Origin of the sequence: Bacillus sp. CD3-5, assembly GCF_006349665.1 — a bacterium.
Lineage (GTDB): Bacteria > Bacillota > Bacilli > Bacillales > Bacillaceae_G > Bacillus_A > Bacillus_A paranthracis.
Window position 1 is genome coordinate 129,854 of sequence record NZ_VEPX01000004.1, and the last position, 24,459, is coordinate 154,312.

Here is a 24,459-nt window from a genome sequence, read left to right on the forward strand (position 1 = left end):
AAAATGAAAATTCCCTCTTTGTACTATATATAGGAAGGAGGGCTGGGGTTTTGGCGTGTTATTTCAAAATTTTTTTCGATTCCTACTACGGTGTTTGTTGGTGTTTTTGTTTTGTTATGTTTTTTCTTAGTGATTTATTACTTGGTAGGGGCTTGTAAGGGGCTTAGGAGGGGCTAGTTATCGGTTACTTCGATTAGAAACACTCGATCTGAGAAGCCGCCTCGTTCTTTTGCTTTCTTTTTTCGGATGTTGTTGATTTCTTCTAGTGTTGTGCCTTCATGTTCGGCTAGGGCGTTGATTAGTTCTAGGAGGTCGGATAGTTCTTCTAGTTTATGAGGTTTTGTTTTTGCTTCGATGTATTCTGTTAGCTCTTCTTGTGTTTTCTTGCAGAGTTCCTCTATGTATTCATCTTCGTTTAGGATTCTTGTTGTGGGTGTTTTTCCGTTAGCTTTTATTATTTGTGGAATTTTGTTTCGGATTAGTTTGTTGTAGGTTGGCATGGGATTTTCCCTCCGTTTGATTTTTCTTCTATTATAATGGAAAAGCAGTTTAACTAGGTGTTAAACTGCTGCATTGCTTCTTTTATATAATTTTCTTCTTCAGTTGTGAAGAGAGCTGGGAATTCGGATAGTGGAAGGTTTGATTTTTGGATTATATTCTCTATATCGCTTTGAGGTATATCAAGATAGTTCGTTACCTCTTCTATTACATTGAAAAATTCCTTCAGAGTAACTTGAACTTCATGATGACTCGGATCCTTCTCTTCTTCCTTATACTTTTTTAACTTCCCTATCACATCCATAAAGCGCCGATCAAACTTCTCTTTTAGTTCCTTATTATTATAAAACGACTGAACACTATCCTTTGAAAAATGTTCCTCTAACCATTCCTTATTTTCTTTCTCCCATATAAAAGTTTGCAAAAAAGAAGAAAACAAAGCGACATCCACTCGTTCTTCCTTTTGAAACTTCTTCGTCATCTCATCCATATGTGATAGTACCTTCGCAATTCTTTCTTGCTCCGCCAAAAGCATCTCTCTTTGAAAATGCATTTGTCTTAAAAATTCTGCCGTCTCTATATCACGCTGCAATATAATATTTTGAATTTCCCCAAGCGAAAAACCAAGATGCTTAAACGATTGGATTTGCTGCAGCACATACAAATCATCTTTCGTATATAACCGATGTCCGCCCTCCGTATAATCGCTCGGCTTTAATAAATTAATTTTGTCATAATAACGAAGCGTCCGCACCGTAACATCCCCAACACTTGCAAACTCACTAATCATCCATGCCATATCATCACCTACTCCGCTAACTTCTCTTTCACATACTGAAGCATATGAGAAAAACTCATCTCATTCTGCCTACAATATTGAAACAAACCTACAGCAAGCAATACAAAAGGAACACTCCCCCTATAACGATGTTCATACTCGCTAATACCATCATAAAAGTACTCATACTTTCTTTTTCTTAAAACGATATAAATCGCAATAAACAACACTGCAATCATAATAAAAATTCGCTTTCCCTTTATCTCCACTTCTTGTTTCATCACCTATTCTCCTTCCACGACATACTTATCTTCTTTAAATAAAGGAATTCGAATGAAATAACGATATGGTTCATCGCGTATTACTTTCCACGCAACAATGATCACTTGAACGACCTCAAAGGCAAATACGCTCCAAAACAAAACATCACTAATACGTGAACTAATATTAAATAGAAGAAAAATTAACAAATGAAAGTTGAATGCCTTTCGGCAATGATATTTGTACACCTCATTTTTCCGTGCCAGTGTGATGTACATGAGTAGTGGTGAGAAGATTCCTATTGCAGCTGAAAGTAGTAGCATGATGATGGTGTTTCTTTTTTCTTTTCTGGTGGTTTTCATGAGTGGTTTGGTCCCCCCTGTTTGATTTGTCTTCTTTAGATTAGGGGGTGACGTTGGGGGAGGTGCAAGGGGAATATATAGAAAAATTGATTGATACCGATATAGATAAAATTAGACTTTCACCTTGACAGTGTGGTGGTCGTGAGTTCGAGATTCTCCGGGGTCACACCCTCTTGTATCAACTGTTGATAATTTATATTTTGACCAAAACTAACGGTGAGTACCGCTCAAGTTTTGATTGAAACTCCTCCTTTAACTCTAAATGAGAATGAAGGCGTTTTTTTATGTCTTTAACCTACTTCACTGAAAAAGAAATCGTAAAAAACGATAACCATATGTTGTTTTAGAATACCCCCTTTAGTACATTTGCAACACCTTCAGTTTTTATTCCATTTGCTCGATCTGCTTCATATCCTGGCATAAAAGGACCAACGACTTTACCATCATCCTTACAGTTCCTATTCAATGTATTCACATTTTTTACTTTTTGAGCCCAGATTAAAGGCAATTTATACACCTCTATAGTATATTTGGATATTTCCTCACCTCATCATTTATTTAAAATAATTATTTCCTGTTGAAGTTCAAAAAAATAAGCAAATATGCAAACAAAAACCAATTTTTGTTATAAAAAAACAGCAAGCGTGTTTGCTCACTGTTTTTCCAACCTATTTCACCTGCTCTTGTAGCACTTCTTTTAATAATTCAATCGCATTTTCTTCGCTTGGATCATTTGTTCCTAGTTCTCCACGAAAGGCTTTTGAGAGAATGGATTGTTTTAATTCCTCTAAATTCTTTTTGTCGGATATTAAGTTTAATACAACTTCTTCTCTCTCAATCAATTCCTCTAATTTATTCACAATTACAGCTTGTTCTTCTAATGAAGGAATTGGCATAATTAAATTTCTACTTTGAGAAACAGAAATATTACTTTGACCTACTACACCTCGAGTTTCATTTATTACTTCTTTTAATGTTTCGTCATATTGTAAACAAAAATAGAGATATTTCGGTAAAACGTATTTTGTTGATCTAAAGCGGACAATTGCTTGGTTCATGTTCATCTCAGGATATTCTTCAGGAATAATGGCTATTTTCTTTAACGGAGGACCAACAATATTCATAATTACATCATTCGGTTTTAGAATAGACTTTTTAAGCTTTGATTCATGAACTTCTTTTGGGATATACTGTGGCTTATAGGAGAAAGATATTTTATTTTTAACTATGTTATACACTTTTAAAAACGGAATTTCTCCTTCTTCTGTAATATCTTTAGAAGGAGTGCCTCCACAATTAATATTATAACAGAACATATTTGCCTTTAAGTACAGCCAGTTATTATTATCTATACATTCTTCAGTATTTAGTTCATCAAACATGATTGCTATTTCAGAAAGTTCTCTCTTGCTCTCAACAATTTGAAACCTCTCATTTTTAATTTTCTCTAACCTCATTACACCAGACTCAATTTCAAGATTTTTCTCTCTCCACTTCGCCGTCAATTCCCCACGAAATGCTTTATCCAAAATAGCCGCTCGACGAAGTTCAAATGTTTCCTTTGCTTCCTCAATCAACTGCTTCGCTTCTTCAATTTTATTTAAAAGACGCTCTACTTTCTCAGCAATACGCTTTTGTTCATTTAAAGGTGGGAGTGGAATAGGAAGTTTTTTTACATCTTTTAAGTTTATACGCTTTCTAGTTGAACCTTTTCCTAGACTCTCTGCGACCTGTCTTACAATTGGGGAGTTAATACAATGAACTAAATATTTTATATTTAATTTTTTATTACTTGTTAATTTTATACAATCCGCCACTACAATATATTTCTCTTCAACCTTTGGAACAATAGTAGCTCTAGCTATTGGCGCAGCCATTTTCGCTATTACTATATCATCAGGATAAGTAATACATCGTTCTAATTCTTTAGCTTTCTCTTCTGAAATAAACTTTTGATTTTGATCTTTCCAATATCCATCACCTATATTTTGAAGCTGTATTAACCTTACTCCCTCAGTTGTATAATCTACAGTTTTAAGATTACTTCCAAATGGTCCATCTACTAAAGAATAAGGTGCTGAATCAGTTAAATACTCAAGTTTTGACCATATCCAATTTTCAGGTAAGCTAGTAGGTTGCTCTTCTACTCTAACTATTGCTTCTTGCATAAGAGTATCCAGATTTTTTTTCTTTTTACTCATTACTTATCCCCCTCAGCTTCTTCCACCGCTTTCAATTCATCTACAACTTCATTTAATAAGGTAATGGCTTGTTGCAACTTACCAATCGCCTCTTTCGTTGATTCAACTGGATCTGGTAAATTCTCATATATAGACAGTGATTCATCAGCAATTAATCCAACATCTAAACTATCATCTTTTTTAGCGATCTCTTCGCGTGTAAATACATTCCATCGTTCATCTTCTACCTTTGTACGATTTTTAGCATTGTAGGCTTTCATAAACCCTTCAAAATGCGCTTCCGCTAATGGAGTACGTTTTCCAAATGAAGGCATGTTTGTACGTAGGTCATATACCCATACCTCTTTCGTGTTATCTTTATCTGTTTTTTCTCTTGTAAAGAATAAAACATTTGTTTTAACACCTTGTGCATAGAAAATACCCGTTGGCAAACGTAAAATAGTGTGCAAGTTACACTTGTTCATTAAATCACGTCGAATTTGTGCACCAGCTCCACTTTCAAATAAAACATTATCAGGTAAAACAACTGCTGCACGTGCTTGTCCATCATCTTTCAATGCATTATAAATTAATTGCAAGAAATTCAACTGTTTGTTTGACGTTTCAAATGTTAAATCGTCACGAGTTGCGCTTTCTCCGCCCTTTTTTGTACCGAATGGAGGATTTGTTAATATAACATCAAAGTTCTTCATCCATTTTCCGTTACTAGACAAAGTATCTCCTTGTTCTAAGCGCCCTTCCATATCGTGTAGTAAGGCATTCATTAATGCAAGGCGATGTGTCTCTTTTACAAGTTCCATCCCAGTAAAAGCTTCTTTCTTCTGGAACTCTGCATCTTGTGGATCTAGATCAAAGTAATCATCTGTTTTATTTTTTAAATAATGGTCTGCTGCAATCATAAAACCAAATGTTCCAGCTGCAGGGTCATTACAACGCTCACCTGGCTTCGGATCTATTAATTGAACCATGACGTCAATCAGTACACGAGGTGTAAAGTATTGCCCAGCTCCCGATTTCTTCTCACTTGCATTTTTCTCTAATAAGCCCTCGTATAGATTACCTAATCCTTCTTCCTTCGCATTGTACCAATCAAGCGCATCAATAGATTTGATAATTTTCTCTAGGTTCTTCGGTTCTACAATGCTTGTTGCAGCGTCGCTATAAATTTGACTTAGCCTTTCATTTGAACTATTTCCTAGTTCGAGTAGTAGACGCTGATAGAATTTTTTTAAATCCGTACCTTCTTGCTGTAATAAGTCATCCCAGCGATATCCTTCTGGAATAACCCCTTCTGTTTCTTGTTCTTTCATCATTTTTAAAAATAATAAATATGTTAACTCTGTTACATATTGCTGATATGTAATTCCGTCATCACGTAATACATTACATAAATTCCATAATTTCTGAACGATTTCTTGGTTGTTCATTCTCTTACCTCCTAAAATAATTCCCAAAATATATATTAAAAATTAATATACTTGTTAAAATGACCTTTCTATTATAACGTAAATGTGCCTCAATTAAGAGGCACAAAATTTAACTGATATATAAACTATCATTTATTGTGGTTACAACTTTATCAATGTAATCGCCAAATTCACGCTTCAACATCTTGTACCCACCACGGCTAAGAAATGGCTCTTCAGAAAAAGCTTCTTGAGGAGTTGGTGCTAAAACTGGTACCTGAAGTAACTGCTTTTCAATTCTCTCCAACCACTTTTTCTGTCTTGGTGTCCAGTCATTTAATGAGTACACTTTCTGCATAGCGTTTTTAATGCGAGTATCGTGATCTACAAGTGCTTCTCCTAATGCGGCTTGACGAACGAAACTGATAATGTCTGCTGTAATATCCTGATTCCTTGTTTGTTTCCATGCAGTCTGTAAATGTGATTGCTTAAAGCCCTTTGTTTCTAAGATTGTTATCAGTTCTCGAAGATCTTGTCTGGTTAAATCCTTAGGTCGAGTACATACAAGTTGTAGAGCAGGAATTTCATTAATATTTTCTTTTATAAATTGGACAAATCCATCTAAATAATCTTCTGGTCGGCTATTCCCTTCTCCGTATCCACGAACTACATCTGTCACTTCATCTTCTGTTTTAGAAATGTAGCGCTTTTCACCTTTAGCACGGAAAGTTTCAACAAACTCAAACAGGACGGAGTCTTTCTTTGCATCTTGAGAAGAATATGACTGAACCCCTTTCACCCACTCATCTAAACTCTTACCGTTAGATAACTCTTCAAATTTCTGCTTTCCTTGTTCATTGAACCGTTGTTTACGACGTTGGATCTTTGCAACTAATTGTTCTCGGTAAAAAGCCTCTTCTTCTTCTGAAGTTGCATTTGATAAAGATTCATGAAGTTGACTAATTGTATAGTTTTGTTGCTTTACTACAGGTTTCATTTCTGTATAACTTTGTAACTTGTCATAGATACCTACCGCATCATAAATATTGAAATGGGTTTTCCCTATCTCAGGGCATAAGCGTGTAGCACGACCAAGCATTTGGTCATACAAAATACGTGATTGAATACGTCTTACGAAGACTAAATTTGTTATAGCCGGTACGTCAATCCCAGTTGTTAATAAATCCACTGTTACAACGATATTTGGCAAACGTTCATTTTTAAACCTCTTAATAGTTTCTAAAGGTTTATAGATGTAACCAGTAATTTTAACAATAGCATCATCTTCTACCTCGTCACCACGTTCCTTAAATGCTTCTTTTAGTAAACGAACAATTAAATCAGCATGCTGGTCTGTGGCTGCAAATATTAGAGTTTTTTCTTTGCTAGTTGGGTCAATGTAATCAGTTAATTTGTTAAGCACTACTCTGTTGAAAGGTTCTGTAATTACTTTTTTATTGAATTGTTCGACCTCAAACCGTATCGTATCTTCCATTTTTTCTAACTGAATCCCAGCACTATCCACATCGAAGACTTCTACCTCTTCATCTTTTTCAAAACTGATACCTGCTTGTGAAAGTTCTGTTTTAAATAGATACGGAGGCTCATGGTCAACAAGATAACCGTCTAATACTGCTTCACTATAAGAATACTTATAGATAGGCATACCAAAGATTTCAGTAGTATGAAGAGCAGGTGTTGCTGTAAGGCCTAGACACGCCGCATCGAAATAATCAATAACTCGTCTGTACTGACTGATATAATCATATTGATCTCGGAATGTTAATTCTTCTTCTGACATTTCTCTGTCACTTGTATAACCTCTGTGTGCTTCATCAACAATGATAAAGTCATATTGACCTACACTTGGTATATTATCACTCTCATTATAGAACAGCCTCCGAACCATTCCTTGTACAGTTGCAATTTGTACTTTTGTTTCTACATCAGGTGTCATATCTTCAAGTGTTTTTACATCGTATATATCCGAGAAAGAATATCCTTCAATTTTGGTATCTTTTAGAGCATCTTCGGTTTGTTTACCTAGAGATTTTCGGTCTACTAAGAATAAGATACGGCGACACTTCTTTGTTTTAATTAATCGATACATCAATGCAATGGCTGTTCGAGTTTTCCCCGTTCCTGTCGCCATAGCAACCAACATTCTCCTTTGTCCTTCTTTTAAGGTTGCTTCTGTAGCAAGAACTGCATTTTGTTGATAACGACGTAACCCAAACTTAGTAATGTCTTCTTCTTCAAGTCGCTTGTTTGCATCGGCATCATCTTGACTTAGGAGAAGTTGTAAATCAGCAGGAGAATGCCACCCTTCTAGAGGACGAGCATGTTTTAATGGTTTTCGTGAATCCCAAAACCATATACCAGACTCTTCTTGAAGCTGCTTTAAATAAGGCCTACCGTTAGTTGCATATAAGAATGGTACTTTATACTTCCCTGTAGTTGGAGTTATCAATTCTTTTCCACGTTGAATAACATTCTTCGCATACACTTTAGTTTGACTCTCTAATATTCCAGGAATGTTCTTTTTCTGTGCCTTTGCCTCGATTAATCCGACTAATTGTAGACCAATAAAAAGTGCATAATCAACTCTACCACCGTCTACTTTCCATTCGGCAATCGCCATGTTTTTGTTCTTTTCTGGAAAGGTACCTTTAGTTTGATTATTGAGTTGGTGGGTATCTACTTCCCATCCAGCTAAACGCAGTTTCTCATCAATGATGGCACGTGTTTCCGCTTCAGATAATTGTTGCCTACGTATGAAGTTCTTCGAGATTTTTTTACGCTCAATCTTCACTTCATCATTTTCAGATTCTGCTTTTTGGCGGGTTAATTCTAATTGCTTTTTAAGTTCCTTAATCTTATCTTCAAACTCTTTTTGTAGGATATCCTCATCTACTTCTGTCTGCTCAGTTGGTTCTATGTAATCAGGGGCTTGAAAATCCCAATCTCCGTATACTTCCATAAACCAAGTAGACAAACGAAAAGTCAATTTAATCAATGCCTTTGCTTCTTCTACCTTACCAAAATCTGCTTCGTGAGATGCTTTATTCCCTTTCCGACGAATAGTATCAAAAATATCAATTAATTCAGATTCAACTAAGCCTTCTCTTCTTAATGTATTTATACGGTCTACTTGTGTTGTTCCAAACGATTCACGAATATTCTCAGAAGCAAGAATAAATTTTGATAATGTTTCACCAAACAGACGAAGCTTCATTAAGGTCGTATGTGGATCTTGATATACATTGTTCTCCGCTGTCTCTCCAAGATTTGCTAATACATCCCATTTCCCACGAAAAAATGAAAAGTTACTATTCATTTTTCATCACCGTTCCCCAAAAGATTTTATACGTCTATTATACTATAAATTTACAATTAACCGTTCTAACTGAAAGGGATTTATATAAGAAGGTTTAAAAAATGAAAGAACGAATAAAAATGATCCTATTATTCGTGTCAGTAATAATAATAATGTCTATGTTTGCTATGACCGTTTGGGGCGATTTACTTCATAAAGATGATGAAACGATAAGACAAGAAAAAGATTGAAAGGCTCAACAAAATTTGGTGCACTAAATTCCAAACCTACGTACACTTCCATAAATTAAGTAGGTAGTTGGTAAGCAAATGCTAAAAGTCGCTTCATTTGCTGTTCCATACCTCCCATCGCAATAAGCTTCATTCCTTTTTTAGGAAGCAAGTGAAAACCAACTAAAATTTCTGATTCTGCTAGTCCTTCACGTTGCATTGTATTTTTTCTATTTGATTAGTATCATAAAATTCTTTAACATTATCAGAAGCAATCACGACTTTATCTATGGATTTCACATTAACATTTTAAAATTCCAGTATTACACTTACTATACATGCCTGCTAACATATTCCACGTAAAATAATAAAAGATAGTGTGAATTTATAATCTCACACTATCTTTTCATCATTTTGCAAAATGACAATAAAGTTATTTAATTTTAAAAACCAAAACAAACATAAGACTGTTCCAAATTTAGAACGGGCTTATACATATGTTCCAGCATAGTCCACATCTAAAGTACAAAGACTACTTCATATATAAAAATTCTAAACTAGTTGCCAAAATAGATAAGTAACGAACCCTGCCGCTAAATATCCACCGACCCAATAATAATGATAAATTTAAATCATTTTTTTATCCAATGTACATTACCAAGCTTAATAGGTAACGACCTTACAATATCATTAAAAGCTTCCAATTCAGAATTAGGGGATGTATATACCTCATACGTAAGTATTTCTGGGACAATCCCTTTTTCTCCTTGTTCATTTGTAAATTGCAAAGTAATAATTTTAAATTTTTCGCGTTTCTCTTTTTTTTCTCTTTTGGCATAGTTTATTTCATCTGCAAGGTAATCTTCATCCTTAAACTCAGGAGTTATAAAGAAAACACAAGCACACGACTCTTTCATACCTTTAAGCAATCCTCTATCCAACGGGTCGCCATTAACTAAATCTTTTTCATCCATCCAAGGATCAAATCCTAGTTCTTTCAATAAATTAAAATACTTTCGAACCATAGGTTTATTAGCTCCCTTATGACTCAAGAATATTTTTTGAGGGAATGTACTTTCTATCTCTTCTTTTGTCAAAGAAAAACTTACTACCGTTCTATCAGTAGTAATACATACGGCATTAGAAGGAACAATTTTCACTTTGCCTTTCATCCAATTACATTCACCAAATAATGCAGGGTATTCCACTTTCAGTAAATCTAAATTGAAATAGAAGCTGGCATCTTCAAAAGATAGCCATTTTAGGTTTTCTGTCTCCCTCTTTATGCGAAAAATATGTTCTTTAGATGGAATATTTTCGATTCCCATCACAAAATCTATACTTACTCCCTCTTCTTTAGCATAAATATTATGCTCCAATTCAGTATATGTTTCATCATGTGTTAATGTAATTGATACAATTCTCATTTCCTATCACCTTTTTCTTCAGTTCTTAAGTAATTCATAATATATTTAGATAATATATTTATAATATGTAAATTTTCTTTTAAGTTAGCTTTGTTACTAAACTCAATAACATGCTCATTCCTTAATGTAATTATAGTATCCATATTTAATGGTTGTAATTTTATATCAATAATCTGAATATCATCTTCTCTCATTACTTTCTCATATTCTTTAGATAAATTTAATTGTGCACCATAAAGAAATTGCTCTTCAAAATAATCATAAATACATTCACCATCAACAAATATTTCCATTAGATTATCGCTAAATTCTTTTTCAAAAAGAAAATCAATAAACTTTTTTTCCGTTAATTGGAATTTTTCGAAGTACTCTTCAAAGTTACTTTCCTCAAACAATCGTGGTTCCACAGAACCTCTACTGAAGACCCAAAGAAGTTGTTCATTATATAAAATAAAACAATCTTTTGTTATCACACTACTATTTAAAAACCAACTCTCCTGCCTATTTTTAATATTACCATCCAATAGCTGCTGAAGAAGATTTCCTGCAACACTACTGTTATACAAAAACAAAGAAGCAACTTCAAAAGGGATGCTTTTTTCCAATCCGCATCATATCCCTAATAATTTTTTTATTTTTTCATCACTTTTCAATTTATTATCTGCGTAATGCTCAATAAAGACTTCCTTCAAATCAAAGTAAGCCTTTCTTAAAATCCTCTTAATATTTAAATCGTTATTTTTTATATAAATTCTCAAATAGTCTTTTTTTCTATTATTAATTCCCGCAACAATGGTATGCTTTCTCGTACTTCCATTACCCAAATCTTGATTGTATGCAAGTAAAAATTCTATTTCTAATATATCACGATTATCTAAAACTAATTTCTTTACATCTTCTTTTTTCAGAAGATCACCACCACCGTAGCCCTGCCTATCAATTCTCTCTTTTCGATTTTTCTTATTAGAGTCTTTATGGTCAAAAACTATTTCTTGGCACTCAAATCCACCAAAATTTGTTGTATCATTTTCCAACTGCATAAATAAATCTAGCAACTTAGTGGTCGCTGGATTTATACTATATGAAATCGCCTTATCTGACTCTAATTTCATATCCAATGTTTGAGATAATCTCGGGGCATTTAAATTCAAACTATTTATACCAGTCACTATTCTCAAAAAGTCCTTAACAATTGTTTTGACTGCTCTAAATTTCACTACATTCGAAGTTTGAAAAAAAATAATTTCCTTATCAAAATCAATTTCCACCCAAATTTTATTTTCATCTACAAATTTGGTACTAAACATACTATGTTTATCAAAAACGTATCCATAATGGATTCTATTCACCAACAATTTGCATCTTTTATTTTCATAAGATTCTTTTTTTATAACTGCTTTATAAGCAGCCCCATCTTCATCATATTCTTTATTTGATGCCATTATAAATTCATCTAATTTCTCTTCAGTTAAATTTTTAACTTTTCCTGAATAAGTTAAAAAGAAGCCATCTGTAGTATTTAGCTCAGGATTAAAAGCCTTTTCTCTTAAATTTGTATATACAGAAATCGGCATATCTCTTCTGGCAAATTTACTCTTTACATACTCGACTAAATCAGTATTTTTTTTGATAGAAGATGGGATTTTTTCTCCATTCAAAAGTAAAGTTTCCACTAATTCACTGTGTGATAAAAGTCTCAAAGCATGTTCTAATGTAGTATTCTCTAATTCTGTTAATTTTCTATTAGAATCTCTTCTTTCATTATCCATAACTAACGCACCGATATGTTTATGAACAGGACTTTCTTTTTTTCTGATAATAATATTTCTATTCATTTTTCCCCTCCACATTGTTATAATTCATCATTATCCCTCTTTTATAATTATATTTGTATATTAATCTTATAAAAAAACCATTAAACACTATTTGTTGTAATAATTTTACCATCTACATCCCAATTATTAAAACATCAAATCATATTTATCCCATTTCTTTAGCTTAATAATTTCCTTTAACCTCGTTAAAGCTTTGGCTTCTAATTGTCGAATACGCTCTCTTGTTAAATCATATTCGACCCCAATTTCTTCTAATGTCATCTGTTTGTCCTCACAGAAGCCCATGCGTTTTCTTAATATATCTGCTTCTTTATCAGTTAATAAATCTAATAACCCTCCCAGCAACTCTACTGTATCTATTTTTATACATGCTAGACCAGGTTCTTCAAAATGCTGTAGTTGCATATTAAAATCTACATCTGGATTAGGATTAATCAATTCTAATAATTCTGTTTCCTCACCGTCTGGAGACACGTACGTATTTAATGAGGCTAAGCTATAAAAATAGTAATCTATCTTTAATAATTCATTATATTTTTCTATCTTAATGCCCATTTGATCCGCAATCCACACTTTATCAATTTTTCGCTGACTTTCAATTGATTGCTTTTGTAATTTTTTCAACTTAATTAATTGTTCATGTATATGTACTGGCAACCTAATTGTAAAGCCAAGATCCATAATTTCTCTATCTATCCTTTGTTTAATCCACCAAGTTGCATAGGTGGAAAAACTATAACCTAAGTTCTCATCAAATTTTTCAACAGCCTTATACAATCCTATTATTCCTATTTGTACTAAATCATCAAATTCTAGCAGGTGACCTAAGTTAAGAAATCTTTTAGCTATTGACTGCACCAATTTAATATTTACTTCTATAATTCTATCTAAATACTTAGATTCATTAGTGTCTCGATACTTTTGAATCAAATAATCATTATCCCTATGTGTATAAATAGTTAAATCAATATTATTTTTAATCTCATCTAAAAATTCATTAGGATTAAAAGGCTTTCTCTTTTTTTTTAGCTCATCTCTTGTATTTTCTACTACAACTGATTTTTTTTGCTCTATATGTTTAGTCTCTTTTACTACTTCTTCTAATGTTTGGTTAAAGAACAAAAAATATCCCTTTCTCTGTAGATAGGAAATTAATTCTTTCTCACTTACGTCTTTAGTGGAGAAAGAATTACAAATATGTAAAAACCATTGAATATTTATTGGGGAATTTTTATCTAAACTTGTTAGCCGAGAAGAAAGAATATCATCCAAGAGCTCTCTCACTAAAAACACCTCCCTTACGTTTCCGTAAATGAATAAATACTGATATAATAGTAACATATTTACATTTATCAGGGGGTGTCTTTTTGCTTAAGCAAATTTTTAGAGATTCTTTTTTTAACTTAAGAGAAAAAAAACAAGATACAAATAAAATAATTTATGTTTTCAAAGGATTCCCGCATGATTGGTTACAAGAAGTTTCCGACTTCAAATTATTACCAATTCCTTTGCATACTTCACTACTTTCCTTAAATGTGAAAAAACAACAAAACATTATAGACTTTTTCACTCAATCTTCTGTAAAAAACCATTGCTGGCTAACTTATGAAGAATTCCAAACAATTTCACCCGCTAATATTGAGATTGTTGGAACACCGATTATTATTAACAATAACTTTTACGATGCATACTACCCTTTAAGTTATTCTATTCCACAAGAACACCTAGATATTTTTCATAACTTTCAAGTTGATTCAAAAAATAATAATGAAGCCAATTATTTATTTAACTTCTACTCATCAATTGAAGTTTCTCCGAAAAAAAACATTTATGTTTCATACGTTACTAGAGAAGACTTTGAAGAAGTAAATCTATTTAGTAAGATTAACGAATTACAATTAGAAGAAATAAGCGAAAAGGTTGATTATGTTGAATTAGGGGGCGAAATCCCCTTTGATTTCTTAGATATGATATCAGCTCGAATCCAATCAGCTGAAATAAACAGCCCAGTTTACATAAGTTTCGGTGAGAAGTCCACTAAAAACTATATAGAAATCCTTAATTTAGATAAGTTGAATTTACTTTATTCATATATACCCAACCTAAAAGTTTATAAAGTGTTGAAGCAGGTACAGAAAAATGAAATTCCATCTGAAATGGAAGCTACATACTTAGATATTTTGAAACGTTATTGGGGATATGATTCTTATCGTTCTTTAAAAGTTTATAAAAATGTGGACTCTCTTACTAATAAAAAAGAAACCATTGAAGTCTCTCAGATGCAAATTATTCACGATATAATTTCACAATCTAAAGCCGCAAAAAGGACTGGTACAATACCAAACTTTAGAGATATTTTTGTTACCGCACCAACAGGCGCTGGAAAATCTATTATGTTTCAAGTGCCTGCTATTTATTTAGCTGAAAAATATGAATATCTTACAATCGTCATATCACCATTGATTGGCCTTATGAAAGACCAAGTCTATAATTTACAAGAAAAAAATATAACCTTTAGCGCGACGATTAACTCTGAGATTTCTCCAGTAGAAAAAGCAAATATTGCAGATCGAATCTCAAATAAAGAAGTCTCTATTTTATATATTTCACCTGAAACGCTTTTAAGCAGGGCAGATATATCAGCACTTATTGGAGACAGGGAGATTGGACTGTTTATTATTGACGAGGCACATATTGTCACAACTTGGGGTAAAGCTTTCCGAGCAGATTATTGGTACTTAGGAGATTACTTACAAAAAATTCGCAGAGGTAAAACTTATCAAAAAAATACCCCCGCAGATTTAGAGACAAAGCATCAATTTCCTATTGCTACTTTTACTGCAACTGCGATTTATGGTGGTATTGAGGATATGTATGCCGAAACACGGGATAGTTTAATATTAAATCATCCAATTAACTACTTTGGCTATGTAAAGCGGGATAATATTGAAGTTCAAATCAACCCAATTAATTCGAACAGAATTGAGAATGCAAAAGATAAAGAGTACCTTACAGCTAAGCACAAGTTTTTGTTGGAACAAATTAAATATGAGCTAGCAGATAACCGAAAGGTGCTCATATATTTCCCATTAATCAAATCTATTCTCAATTTTAAAGAATATTTAGAACGTCATGCCTCAGATAATCTTTTAGAACATCTCACGATTTATCATGGCCGCCTTCAAAAAGAGCAGAAAAATGAAAATTTCTTACGATTTAAAGATGGAAATGCAAAAATCATGCTAGCTACAAAAGCTTTCGGAATGGGTATTGATATTCCAGACATCGATACAGTGCTACATTTTGCCCCAACAGGAAATGTATGTGATTATGTACAAGAAATCGGTCGCGCTGCACGGGATTTAGAGATGGGATTAGCAAGTTTCACTTTTTTAAAAGAGGATTTTAAACATGTGAATCGACTGCATGGTATTAGTACAATTAAAAAATATCAATTAATTCAAGTTATGCAAAAAGTTTTAGACTTATATAAACAACGAAGCAAACAAAATAAATCTCGTCACTTATTAGTGAGTTCTGAGGAATTCCATTACATTTTCCAATCTAAAAGGGATGATACTATTAACAGTGATTTAATAGATAACCAACTCAAAACTGCTCTATTAATTATTGAGAAAGGCTTTATTAACTCACCTTTAAAATATTCTCCTATAACAGCACGTCCGCGCAGTATGTTTGCTATAGAATACTTTAAAGTATCTAGAGAAGATGAAGGTGATTTATTAAAAAATTATAAAGAATATGTTCAAAAGTATCGCGAGGTAGACGCAGAAACACATTGCATTTATAAAATAAATCTTGATCATCTTTGGAGAGATAAATTTAGCCATTTATCATTCCCTAATTTCAAAAGAATCTTGCATGCAAAGGATCGTCAACTTAAAGATAAGTTATTAGAAAAACTCGATCCAATTTTTATCATTTCTAGCCAATTGCAGGCCCCTTCTCAAGATTTCTTTATGTATAAATTAGAAGAAAATCTTAACAAATTAAATGAGGTTTTCTCACAATATATTATGAAAAGAAAAGTTTTTGAAGCTGAAGAGCTTCAAAAACTTATAAAGGCTCATTTTTCTATTTCATCTTATAAAGCTGAAGCATTTGTCAGTCAATTACTTGAAAGCATTATTAATTATGAAGCAATTATGAATAAAACAAACACTCAAAGAACAAATATACTAAATAAAAATGAATATCGACTTTCAACAACATATCGAATTCATCCTAGCTTTAACACATTTATAAAGTTTATCACCCAAGAAACTTCCAAATTATTATATTATGCACACAAGCAAAATGAACAAGGCACTTCTATAGAGTATCTTTTGCGAAAGCAAGACACTTTTGGATCAGCTAAGTTATTTTTAGTCTTAGGTTTACTAGAAATGTTTGAGCTCTTAGTTTATGAAGTTAAAGGTGGCGATCATCCACAAATTTATATTCGTGTCGGTTCAGAATATCAAATTGAAAAAGTACTCCAAAATCCTGAAGGATATAACAACAGCATTTTAAAAAATGTACACGATCGTCACTATACCTCTGTAGAGATGTTGAGGTATTTATTTGAAAGTGGTTTTACTTCTGACGATTTTTGGAATCATATTGAAAATTATTTCTTAGGAGATTTACCCGAAGAAGTTGTGGAGAAGATTAATAATAAGAAGCATACCCTAACTAATTTCTAATGAAATATTTACCAGCCTACCATTAGTTCCTTATTAGTCTAGTTTCACATTAATTTTGATTAACCAAAAGAAAGCCTAGCACACAAAATTTGATAGTTAAATTTTGTGTGCTAGGCAATCAATAAAGTTCATAGTACTTTACACTTCGATTATACAAAAATACCTCATTCATATTGCCTGTTATCGCGAAAAGTCTATTAAACTAATAATATTAATACTAGTTTAACCAGAAATTACACTTTAGAACCCTTCCCAATAAATAAAGCTATATCCAAAGCATACCCCATACCATTTTGATACAGCCTTATCTTATCCACTAATACTACTCATTTTTGAACTATACAAGCATTAAAAAATTATTCTACCTACAAAACGTTACTATCTTTTAAATAATCATAAAGCTTATTATCAACCGATTTCTCCATAATCATATTCATTGTAACAACCGGTAGTTCTTTTCCATTTTTATCTTGCATTTCAGTTTGTTCTACACTTGCTTTATCAGGTCTCGCTTTTCCTAAATAGTAAAAGTCGCTTCCCTCGTCATCATCTTTTTTCACAAAAATATGGACATCAATATTATTTTCTTTGGCATCGATAATCGTCTGGACTTCCTTTGACTTTAACGTTCTATTACTTCTTGTATACCATTTAAGAACATCTTGATTAAGGAATTCATCACCGTAGTTCACACTGGATTCTACCTCATCATTTTTATGGTATGTGATAAATATTGGACAAGTATAGTACTTTGTCTTATAACCATACATAGTTGAACTCTCATCATTATGCCAATTTAAAAGTTTACAGACATCTTTTCTTGAGTACTTTTTATATACAGTAAGGTTACTATCACACTCGTAGTTTTTGCTCTTTTCTCTTGCACTTCTAATAATGTCCATAACCATGCGCTTAAAGTATTCATTTTGTTCTAAACTTTTTTGGATAGAATCATTAAACATATATGTCTTATTGTTCTGTAAAGAGAGAATTGGCTTTTCTCCATATTTCTTTTGGCTGTTTTGTGAGAAAAACTCTAATTCAAAAATTCGTTGTACTGAAGTAATCGTTTCATCATCTGTTAAGCAATTAGTTTCTTCAAGTTGTTTTATATACTCATCCTTATCAACTTTTTCTTGCTTTAATAATAAGTCTAACAAAACGATTTCATTTTTACGTTTCCCATTTAATACTTCCAATGAAAACATCGTTAAAACTTTATTTTCGTACTCTGTTAATGTAGGGACATCTTCTTTCATTTTCAATAGGAACTGATAATAGTTCGAATATCCTTCTACAAGTACAACTGGATCAATAGAATGGTTTACGATAAAGTCATATAGATATGGAATTCTGCCGATTCTATTTTTTAACTCAGCAAAAGCTTCCTTTAATACTTTCATAGCTGTTAAATTGCTTTCGTTAATTGCTTTAAAGATCTGCTTTTTCGCTATCTCTTCAAAGTTAACTGTTGAAATACCTTTAATATAACTCGTGTCATTTGTATACCTACGTATATTATCTTTATTTTGTGATTTATCTCCAGAAAGGGCGATCGGAATTAAATAGTTGTTTTTATAGTTTCCAATAAAATCAATAATCGTAACAAAATCTTTTGAATCGTGTTTTCGAAGCCCACGCCCCAGCTGCTGTATAAAGATAATACTTGATTGAGTCTGTCTTAACATAACAACTTGATTCACACTCGGAATATCAATTCCTTCATTGAATATATCTACCGTTAAAATATAATCAAGCACGCCAGTTTCTAATTGATTCACGCGCAATTCTCTTTCCTCTTGGGAATGATCTCCTGTTAATGCAAATGTGCGAAAACCTCTATTATTTAAGGCGTGTGATAATTGTTCTGCCTCATTTTTTCGGCTACAAAACATTAGTCCTGTTACTTTTCCACCGGAAAAACCGTAATATTTTACTTTTTCAACTATATGATCCACTCGCTCTTCCGTAACAAGTTTAGATAAAACTGTAGTGTCATCTATCTTTTCACCATTATATTCAAAATCAGTTACTCCAAAATAATGGAAAGGACAAAGCATATCTTCTTCAAGTGCTTCTTGCAAACGAATTTCATAAGCAATATTGTAATCAAATAGCTCATAAATATTAAAATTGTCTGTACGCTCAGGTGTAGCAGTCATTCCCATTAAAAATTTTGGTTTAAAATAATCAATAACTCTATGATAAGAACTAGCACCCGCTTTATGAACTTCATCTATTAAAATATAATCGAATAGCCCAGGATCAAATTGATGTAAATTTTCTTCCTTTGAAATAGTCTGGATTGTCGCAAATAAATATTTAGCATTTATTTGCTTATTTGATCCTGATAAAACTCCAAAATCTTCATCGGCTCCACCAAGAACCTTTTGAAAATCTGATTTTGCTTTATTTAATATTTGCTCTCGGTGGACAATAAATAGCATCCGTTTAGGTGCAAAATTTCTAACATCAAATGCTGAAAGATATGTCTTACCCGTTCCAGTTGCAGAGATAACTAACCCTTTTTCTTTTCCAGCGTCTCGAATAGCTTGTATTTCTTTTAACGCAGCTTGTTGCATTTTATTTGGCGTAATTTTCAACGCTTCTTCAATTGCATTATGATATTGACCAGGTAATTCTATAACTCGATCTAGCAACTTATTTTCTGCAACTTGTTCATATATTGTTTCGTAATTTGCAATTAACTCTTCAGTTAATACTTGAGAATGCTCCCAGACTTCTTCAAATTGATTTTTAAAATGTTGAACAATCTCTCCATCTTCATGCGATGTTAACTTGACGTTCCATTCATAGTTTACCTTCAAAGCATGTGCAGTCAGATTTGAACTACCGACAATTAATGAACAATGTGTTTTATTATCAAATATGTACCCCTTTGAATGAAAACCAGATAAGTTTGTTAATCTTACTTCTACATTTTCAAGTTTCATTAATTCTCTAAACACTTTTGGTGTATTAAAATTTAAGAATGTAGATGTTAATATACGTCCTTTAACCCCTCTTTGTTTAAGATCAAGGAAATGCGATTTTAAAGTCGCCAGTCCACTTTCCGTAATAAAAGCCACTGAAAAAATAAAGGATGTACTATTTTCTAGCTCCTCCAACAATGAACTTAAAACATTTTCGTTTTTTTTCGTATTGTTTACTAATAATTTAGGCTTATATATTCCGGGATGACTATGTTTTTGATCAATAAACCCTTTATATAAAGACCCCTCTAATTTTTGAATAAAATTCTCCATATGATCACCATTTATGACAAATTTTTATATTAATTGTATTACTCACTGATTTAAAGTGCAAATTTATTACAATAAAAAAACTATCCGCATAAAACGAATAGTTTTTAATCAAATTACTTTACAATCGACTCTTTTGATAATTTCTCAATAGTTGGGATATCCGCAGGTGCCCATTCTAAAGCTGATAGCTCATTCGGATATAACCATTTAATTGCTACGTGCTCAGTTAGAACCGGACTTCCTTCAACAAGTTTACAATAGAAAGTTTTCAAATGCACAATACCAAAATCATAATCATAGGCTGTATAATCAATTTGCTCACCAATCTGCACGCTACAATGCATTTCTTCATCAATTTCACGCTTTAACGCCTCTTGAGGTGTTTCTCCCTCTTCTATTTTTCCACCTGGAAATTCCCACATAAGAGGTAGCGACTTTGAAGGTCCTCTTTGCGCACATAAAATTTTCTCATCTTGGACAATTACTGCTCCAACAACATAAATATTTTTCTTCATGATGTCCTCCTTAAATCTCACAGAAACTCTATAATTTACGTTTCCACACCTTATAGACTGAAAAATGCCTTTTATATCTTTTAACGACTAATATATTTTTAATCAGTAAGCTAGATTTTATCTATCCCTATCTAGCCCTTTTAATGCAATTAGCCTAACACTCTCATCTCTTTTATATTATATAGAAGTAACTACAAAAATAAAGCATGATTGAAAACTTCCCTCTTAAGCCTCTTTTTTCACCATTTCCTCATACCTAAAATCACTCTCCTCCAAAAACCCCCTACTCTCCCCACTCCCCTTATAAAACCCCTCCCACCCTCTCTCCCTCAAAACCCCCTTCCAACTATCACTCTCCACCATCCTCTTAATCACACCATCCCAATAAGCAACCTCTTCCTCGGTCATATCTTTTGGGCCCATAATCCCTTTCCAGTGCTGGAATATGACGTTGATTCCTTGTTCTTTCCATGTTGGGATTTCTGGTAGTCGGTCTAGGCGTTTTGGTGCGGATACGGCTAGTATTTTTATTTTGCCGGCTTTGTGTTGTTTTTCGGCTTCGGATAGGGTCATGGTTGCGGCGCTGATTTGTTTGTTCGTTAAGGCGTTTATGATTTTTTCTTTGTTTTCGTAGACGAAGAATTGTAGTTCAGCAGGGTTTATGCCGAATGCTTTGCTTACTTGTACGAATGATAGGTGATCGTCGTTCCCTAGGCCAGGGGCAACGCCGATTTTGAAGTTTTTCTTGTCTTGTTTTAGTTGTTTCATTAGTTCGTTTGCGTTATCTATGCTAGAGTCTTTTGATACGACAACGACTTCCCAGTCTGATGCAAGTAGCGCGAGCGGCGTGAAGTCTTTATATGTTAGTTTACTGTGGCCTAGTAGGTTGTTCGTTATGAGTAAGCTTGAGTTAATCGCGAGTACGTGACCACCTTTTTGTTTCGTATATTTCCAACCGACATCACCGCTGCCACCTACTTTGTTTGTGACAGTGATTGGTTTTGTGAAGATTTTTTCTTCTGTTAGTGTTTTTTGCATCGCTCGCGCTGTTAAGTCCCAGCCTGCTCCTTGAACGTTTGGCGCAACTATTTCTACTTTGTCGATGTTTACTTTATTCTTTTGGGATTTTTCCGAGGAACAACCAGCTATTACTCCTGTCATGATCCATATACATAGTAATAATCGTTTTTTCATAGTCCTCGTCCTATTCGGTACTTTCGTTCTGGTCGTCCGATAATGCCGTATGTGTACTCTACTGTGCATTCGTTTGTCGCTACTAAGTATTCTAAATACCTTCTTGCGGTTGTTCGGGAGGCCCCCATTTGCTCCCCCATTTCTTCTATTGTAATGCCCTCGTCGAATCCTTTTATAATTTCTTTCACTTTTTGCAGTGTTAACGGATCTACACCTGTCGGTAAGTTTTTTATGTCTTGTGTTTGCGACATGCCGAAGAAGTTATCGATTAGTGCTTGATTCACTTCATTGTTACTATGTAATAATTGCTTCTTTCTTTTATAGTCTTCAATTGTACGCACAAATTTTTCTAATGTGACTGGTTTTATAAGGTAGTTACTTACGCCATTTCGAATTGCTTTTTCTAACATATGGTTTTCATTCGCCGCTGTCACCATAATGACATCAACGTTTGGAAAGTCAGCATGAATTTTCGGCAATAAGTCTGTTCCGATTCCATCTGGTAAATAGTTATCTAATAGAAGCAAGTCGATTTCTTCCCTTTGCAATAGTTCCATCGTTTCTTTCGCGTTCAATGCTTTTCCGATTACTTTTACGTCCTTTATTTTTGATAAAAACTCTTCCTGAATTTGCGCGACGCGGAAATCATCTTCTGCAATTGCAACCTTCAACATATGCCCATCCCCCTGTTTGTTATGTACTTTCTCTCAATGTTTTCGGAAGGTACATTGTAAAAATAGCTCCCCCATTTTTCTCGTTTTGAATCTCAATTGTTCCCTCTAGTAGATCTACCATTTCTTTTACGTTTGCTAGTCCGTAACCACGATCATTTCCTTTCGTTGAAAACCCTTTTTGAAAAATGGTCGTGATTTTTTCTACCGGTATCCCTGCTCCACTATCTATCACTTCAAACACAATGTCATGTCCAATATCCGTAACGAAGAATGAAACTCTCTTGCCCTCTTGCCCACTCACCGCATCAAACGCATTGTCGATTATGTTTCCAAGGATCGTAATAAGGTGTGAAACTTTTATATGGTCTGGTAACGGATGAAGCGCACTATCTCCTTCAATATGAAAATCAATTTTTTTCTCAGATGCTGTTCCGATTTTTCCTAATAAAATAGCTTGTACTTTCGCATCATGAATTTGATGGAATAAAATATGGTTTTTGCTTTGATGAATGTTAGATTCTTGCTGGATAAATTCAATCGCTTCTTTGTAGTGCCCTAACTGAAGTAATCCTGATAAGACGAACAGTTTATTTGTAAATTCATGTGTTTGAGCGCGTAAGTCCTCCGAATACTTTCTTACCTCAGATATCGTATTCACTAAGTTTTGCAGTTCTGTTTTATCTCTAAAACTACATACAACTCCTACTGTACTGTTATTTTCAAGTATCGGTGTCATGTTTAAAATAAACACTTTATTTTGAAACGCGATTTCTTGATCGCTTTCTAACACTCTTTCCATATTAAATTCTGGTAAAACTTTTGAAATGTGTTGCTGCATATAATCATCATTTACATGTAGCATTTCTTCTGCTGACGTGTTCATCATTGTAATAAAACCGTTTTGATCGATAGCGATAATTCCTTCTTTTATAGATAGTAGTATCGCGCTTCGTTCCCGGTATAACGCCGCAATTTCATTTGGCTCTAAACCGAGTGTGTCTTTACGAATGCTACGTGCTAAAAGAATACCACCAACAATTCCAGCTAATAATACAGCTAAAGAAAAGAGTATAATTTCTTTCGTTCTACTCAGTATGTTAGATTCTATACCTTTTATTGAAAACTCTACTGTCACAACGCCTACTACTTGATCGTAGTCTCCGTTATGAACAATAATAGGTGCCTTCGCCATTAAAGCAGGACCACTTTCACCATTTGCTTCAAGCGTATAATAGCCACCAAAAGTAAGTGCTTCATAGTTATATGGATTGTTACTCATTGTGCCAATTAAATCCGAATTAGAATGGGAATACATAACCCCAAAGCGATCTTCTATAATGACATAATCTGCACCAGCTTGCTCACGAACTTGTTCCGCAATGGATTGGATCGTACTTTTATGCTCATTATTTTGAAAAGCTTCTTTTATAGCAGGCATAAAAGAAAGCGACTTCGCTGTTTGCAGTGCTAACTGTTCCACTTGGTGCTTCGTATCAACGGATTGAATGTAAACAAATATTCCCGTTAATAGGAGAACGACAAATAAAATTAACGCGATAATTAAGCTTACTATTTTCGTTTGTAATGACACTTGGCGTGATTTTTTCATGCTTCATATCCTTTGATAAAATATTCAAAACTATCAATCTCCTTTTCTATTATTATGACAAAAATGAAAATGAAGCAACTATTAAAAATATCCATGTTCATAAAGTACAAAAAGAATAAAATTATCATAATATTGAGATTTCATTTAAAGAACAGTACAATTCAAATGCAATGAACACGCT

Annotated in this window: 20 protein-coding genes; 2 read left to right on the top strand and 18 right to left on the bottom strand. The window is 33.3% G+C overall.

The features are described from left to right. Positions 1-173: 173 nt before the first annotated feature. From FH036_RS10270 to hsdR, 8 genes are all read right to left on the bottom strand, one after another. The gene (locus tag FH036_RS10270) at positions 174-500 is read right to left on the bottom strand and encodes a nucleoside triphosphate pyrophosphohydrolase (RefSeq protein WP_139895681.1); all 327 of its coding nucleotides are present in this window, start codon (positions 498-500) and stop codon (positions 174-176) included. A 53-nt stretch (positions 501-553) separates the two neighbouring features. Further along, complete coding sequence (locus FH036_RS10275; RefSeq protein ID WP_139895682.1) at positions 554-1,297, bottom strand: MerR family transcriptional regulator; 744 nt, start codon at positions 1,295-1,297, stop codon at positions 554-556. Between the two features lie 8 nt (positions 1,298-1,305). Then, the gene (locus FH036_RS10280) at positions 1,306-1,557 is read right to left on the bottom strand and encodes a hypothetical protein (RefSeq protein ID WP_139895683.1); all 252 of its coding nucleotides are present in this window, start codon (positions 1,555-1,557) and stop codon (positions 1,306-1,308) included. Positions 1,558-1,560: 3 nt separating this feature from the next. Then, entirely contained in the window at positions 1,561-1,899 is a 339-nt protein-coding gene (locus FH036_RS10285; protein ID WP_139895684.1) for a magnetosome magnetite crystal formation protein family, read from the bottom strand. Between the two features lie 343 nt (positions 1,900-2,242). Continuing rightward, on the bottom strand, positions 2,243-2,407 hold the full coding sequence (locus tag FH036_RS27085) for a hypothetical protein (RefSeq protein WP_180358379.1): 165 nt from the start codon (positions 2,405-2,407) through the stop codon (positions 2,243-2,245). Positions 2,408-2,567: 160 nt separating this feature from the next. After that, on the bottom strand, positions 2,568-4,100 hold the full coding sequence (locus tag FH036_RS10290; RefSeq protein WP_139895685.1) for a restriction endonuclease subunit S: 1,533 nt from the start codon (positions 4,098-4,100) through the stop codon (positions 2,568-2,570). Continuing rightward, positions 4,100-5,527, bottom strand: coding sequence for a class I SAM-dependent DNA methyltransferase (locus FH036_RS10295; RefSeq protein WP_139895686.1), 1,428 nt, complete (start codon positions 5,525-5,527; stop codon positions 4,100-4,102). Before FH036_RS10295 ends, FH036_RS10290 begins: the two co-directional genes overlap by 1 nt. 109 nt (positions 5,528-5,636) lie before the next feature. Continuing rightward, the gene (gene hsdR / locus FH036_RS10300) at positions 5,637-8,843 is read right to left on the bottom strand and encodes a type I restriction-modification system endonuclease (protein WP_139895687.1); all 3,207 of its coding nucleotides are present in this window, start codon (positions 8,841-8,843) and stop codon (positions 5,637-5,639) included. Positions 8,844-8,944: 101 nt separating this feature from the next. Here hsdR and FH036_RS27395 point away from each other — a divergent pair, with 101 nt between their 5' ends. Then, positions 8,945-9,073 carry a hypothetical protein gene (locus FH036_RS27395; protein WP_257469591.1) on the top strand — a complete coding sequence of 43 codons (129 nt, stop codon included), beginning with the start codon at positions 8,945-8,947 and terminating at the stop codon, positions 9,071-9,073. Between the two features lie 55 nt (positions 9,074-9,128). Here the strand turns inward: FH036_RS27395 and FH036_RS27090 are convergent, their stop codons facing one another. The 5 genes from FH036_RS27090 to FH036_RS10320 form a co-directional block, all read right to left on the bottom strand. Further along, a complete protein-coding gene (locus FH036_RS27090; RefSeq protein ID WP_180358380.1) occupies positions 9,129-9,272 on the bottom strand; it encodes a hypothetical protein in 144 nt (47 codons plus the stop codon). 412 nt (positions 9,273-9,684) lie between these two features. Continuing rightward, positions 9,685-10,479, bottom strand: coding sequence for a toll/interleukin-1 receptor domain-containing protein (locus FH036_RS10305; RefSeq protein ID WP_139895688.1), 795 nt, complete (start codon positions 10,477-10,479; stop codon positions 9,685-9,687). After that, positions 10,476-11,084 (bottom strand): hypothetical protein, encoded by a 609-nt coding sequence (locus FH036_RS10310; protein ID WP_139895689.1) that lies wholly within the window; start codon positions 11,082-11,084, stop codon positions 10,476-10,478. Before FH036_RS10310 ends, FH036_RS10305 begins: the two co-directional genes overlap by 4 nt. A gap of 6 nt (positions 11,085-11,090) precedes the next feature. Next, on the bottom strand, positions 11,091-12,314 hold the full coding sequence (locus FH036_RS10315; protein ID WP_139895690.1) for a hypothetical protein: 1,224 nt from the start codon (positions 12,312-12,314) through the stop codon (positions 11,091-11,093). Between the two features lie 126 nt (positions 12,315-12,440). Continuing rightward, positions 12,441-13,598, bottom strand: coding sequence for a sigma-70 family RNA polymerase sigma factor (locus FH036_RS10320; protein ID WP_180358381.1), 1,158 nt, complete (start codon positions 13,596-13,598; stop codon positions 12,441-12,443). Between the two features lie 83 nt (positions 13,599-13,681). On the opposite strand from FH036_RS10320, the gene FH036_RS10325 reads away from it, so the two are divergent. Beyond that, a complete protein-coding gene (locus FH036_RS10325) occupies positions 13,682-17,020 on the top strand; it encodes a helicase-related protein (RefSeq protein WP_139895692.1) in 3,339 nt (1,112 codons plus the stop codon). Positions 17,021-17,385: 365 nt separating this feature from the next. Here the strand turns inward: FH036_RS10325 and FH036_RS10330 are convergent, their stop codons facing one another. The 5 genes from FH036_RS10330 to FH036_RS10350 all read right to left on the bottom strand — a co-directional run bounded on the left by FH036_RS10330 (position 17,386) and on the right by FH036_RS10350 (position 24,278). Then, a complete protein-coding gene (locus FH036_RS10330; protein ID WP_139895693.1) occupies positions 17,386-20,286 on the bottom strand; it encodes a DEAD/DEAH box helicase in 2,901 nt (966 codons plus the stop codon). 113 nt (positions 20,287-20,399) lie between these two features. Next, positions 20,400-20,801 carry a (deoxy)nucleoside triphosphate pyrophosphohydrolase gene (locus FH036_RS10335; RefSeq protein WP_139895694.1) on the bottom strand — a complete coding sequence of 134 codons (402 nt, stop codon included), beginning with the start codon at positions 20,799-20,801 and terminating at the stop codon, positions 20,400-20,402. A 225-nt stretch (positions 20,802-21,026) separates the two neighbouring features. Beyond that, positions 21,027-21,995, bottom strand: coding sequence for a tripartite tricarboxylate transporter substrate binding protein (locus tag FH036_RS10340; RefSeq protein ID WP_139895769.1), 969 nt, complete (start codon positions 21,993-21,995; stop codon positions 21,027-21,029). Continuing rightward, positions 21,992-22,669 carry a response regulator gene (locus tag FH036_RS10345; RefSeq protein WP_131260352.1) on the bottom strand — a complete coding sequence of 226 codons (678 nt, stop codon included), beginning with the start codon at positions 22,667-22,669 and terminating at the stop codon, positions 21,992-21,994. The genes FH036_RS10340 and FH036_RS10345 overlap by 4 nt, the downstream gene beginning before the upstream one ends. Positions 22,670-22,688: 19 nt before the next feature. Then, a complete protein-coding gene (locus FH036_RS10350; protein ID WP_139895695.1) occupies positions 22,689-24,278 on the bottom strand; it encodes an ATP-binding protein in 1,590 nt (529 codons plus the stop codon). Positions 24,279-24,459 lie beyond the last annotated feature (181 nt).

Coding starts and splice junctions, on each gene's coding strand:
- FH036_RS10270 (WP_139895681.1), bottom strand. CDS start 500: ATGCCAACCTACAACAAACTAATCCGAAACAAAATTCCACAAATAATA.
- FH036_RS10275 (WP_139895682.1), bottom strand. CDS start 1,297: ATGGCATGGATGATTAGTGAGTTTGCAAGTGTTGGGGATGTTACGGTG.
- FH036_RS10280 (WP_139895683.1), bottom strand. CDS start 1,557: ATGAAACAAGAAGTGGAGATAAAGGGAAAGCGAATTTTTATTATGATT.
- FH036_RS10285 (WP_139895684.1), bottom strand. CDS start 1,899: ATGAAAACCACCAGAAAAGAAAAAAGAAACACCATCATCATGCTACTA.
- FH036_RS10290 (WP_139895685.1), bottom strand. CDS start 4,100: ATGAGTAAAAAGAAAAAAAATCTGGATACTCTTATGCAAGAAGCAATA.
- FH036_RS10295 (WP_139895686.1), bottom strand. CDS start 5,527: ATGAACAACCAAGAAATCGTTCAGAAATTATGGAATTTATGTAATGTA.
- hsdR (WP_139895687.1), bottom strand. CDS start 8,843: ATGAATAGTAACTTTTCATTTTTTCGTGGGAAATGGGATGTATTAGCA.
- FH036_RS27395 (WP_257469591.1), top strand. CDS start 8,945: ATGAAAGAACGAATAAAAATGATCCTATTATTCGTGTCAGTAATAATA.
- FH036_RS27090 (WP_180358380.1), bottom strand. CDS start 9,272: ATGCAACGTGAAGGACTAGCAGAATCAGAAATTTTAGTTGGTTTTCAC.
- FH036_RS10305 (WP_139895688.1), bottom strand. CDS start 10,479: ATGAGAATTGTATCAATTACATTAACACATGATGAAACATATACTGAA.
- FH036_RS10315 (WP_139895690.1), bottom strand. CDS start 12,314: ATGAATAGAAATATTATTATCAGAAAAAAAGAAAGTCCTGTTCATAAA.
- FH036_RS10330 (WP_139895693.1), bottom strand. CDS start 20,286: ATGGAGAATTTTATTCAAAAATTAGAGGGGTCTTTATATAAAGGGTTT.
- FH036_RS10335 (WP_139895694.1), bottom strand. CDS start 20,801: ATGAAGAAAAATATTTATGTTGTTGGAGCAGTAATTGTCCAAGATGAG.
- FH036_RS10340 (WP_139895769.1), bottom strand. CDS start 21,995: ATGAAAAAACGATTATTACTATGTATATGGATCATGACAGGAGTAATA.
- FH036_RS10345 (WP_131260352.1), bottom strand. CDS start 22,669: ATGTTGAAGGTTGCAATTGCAGAAGATGATTTCCGCGTCGCGCAAATT.
- FH036_RS10350 (WP_139895695.1), bottom strand. CDS start 24,278: ATGAAAAAATCACGCCAAGTGTCATTACAAACGAAAATAGTAAGCTTA.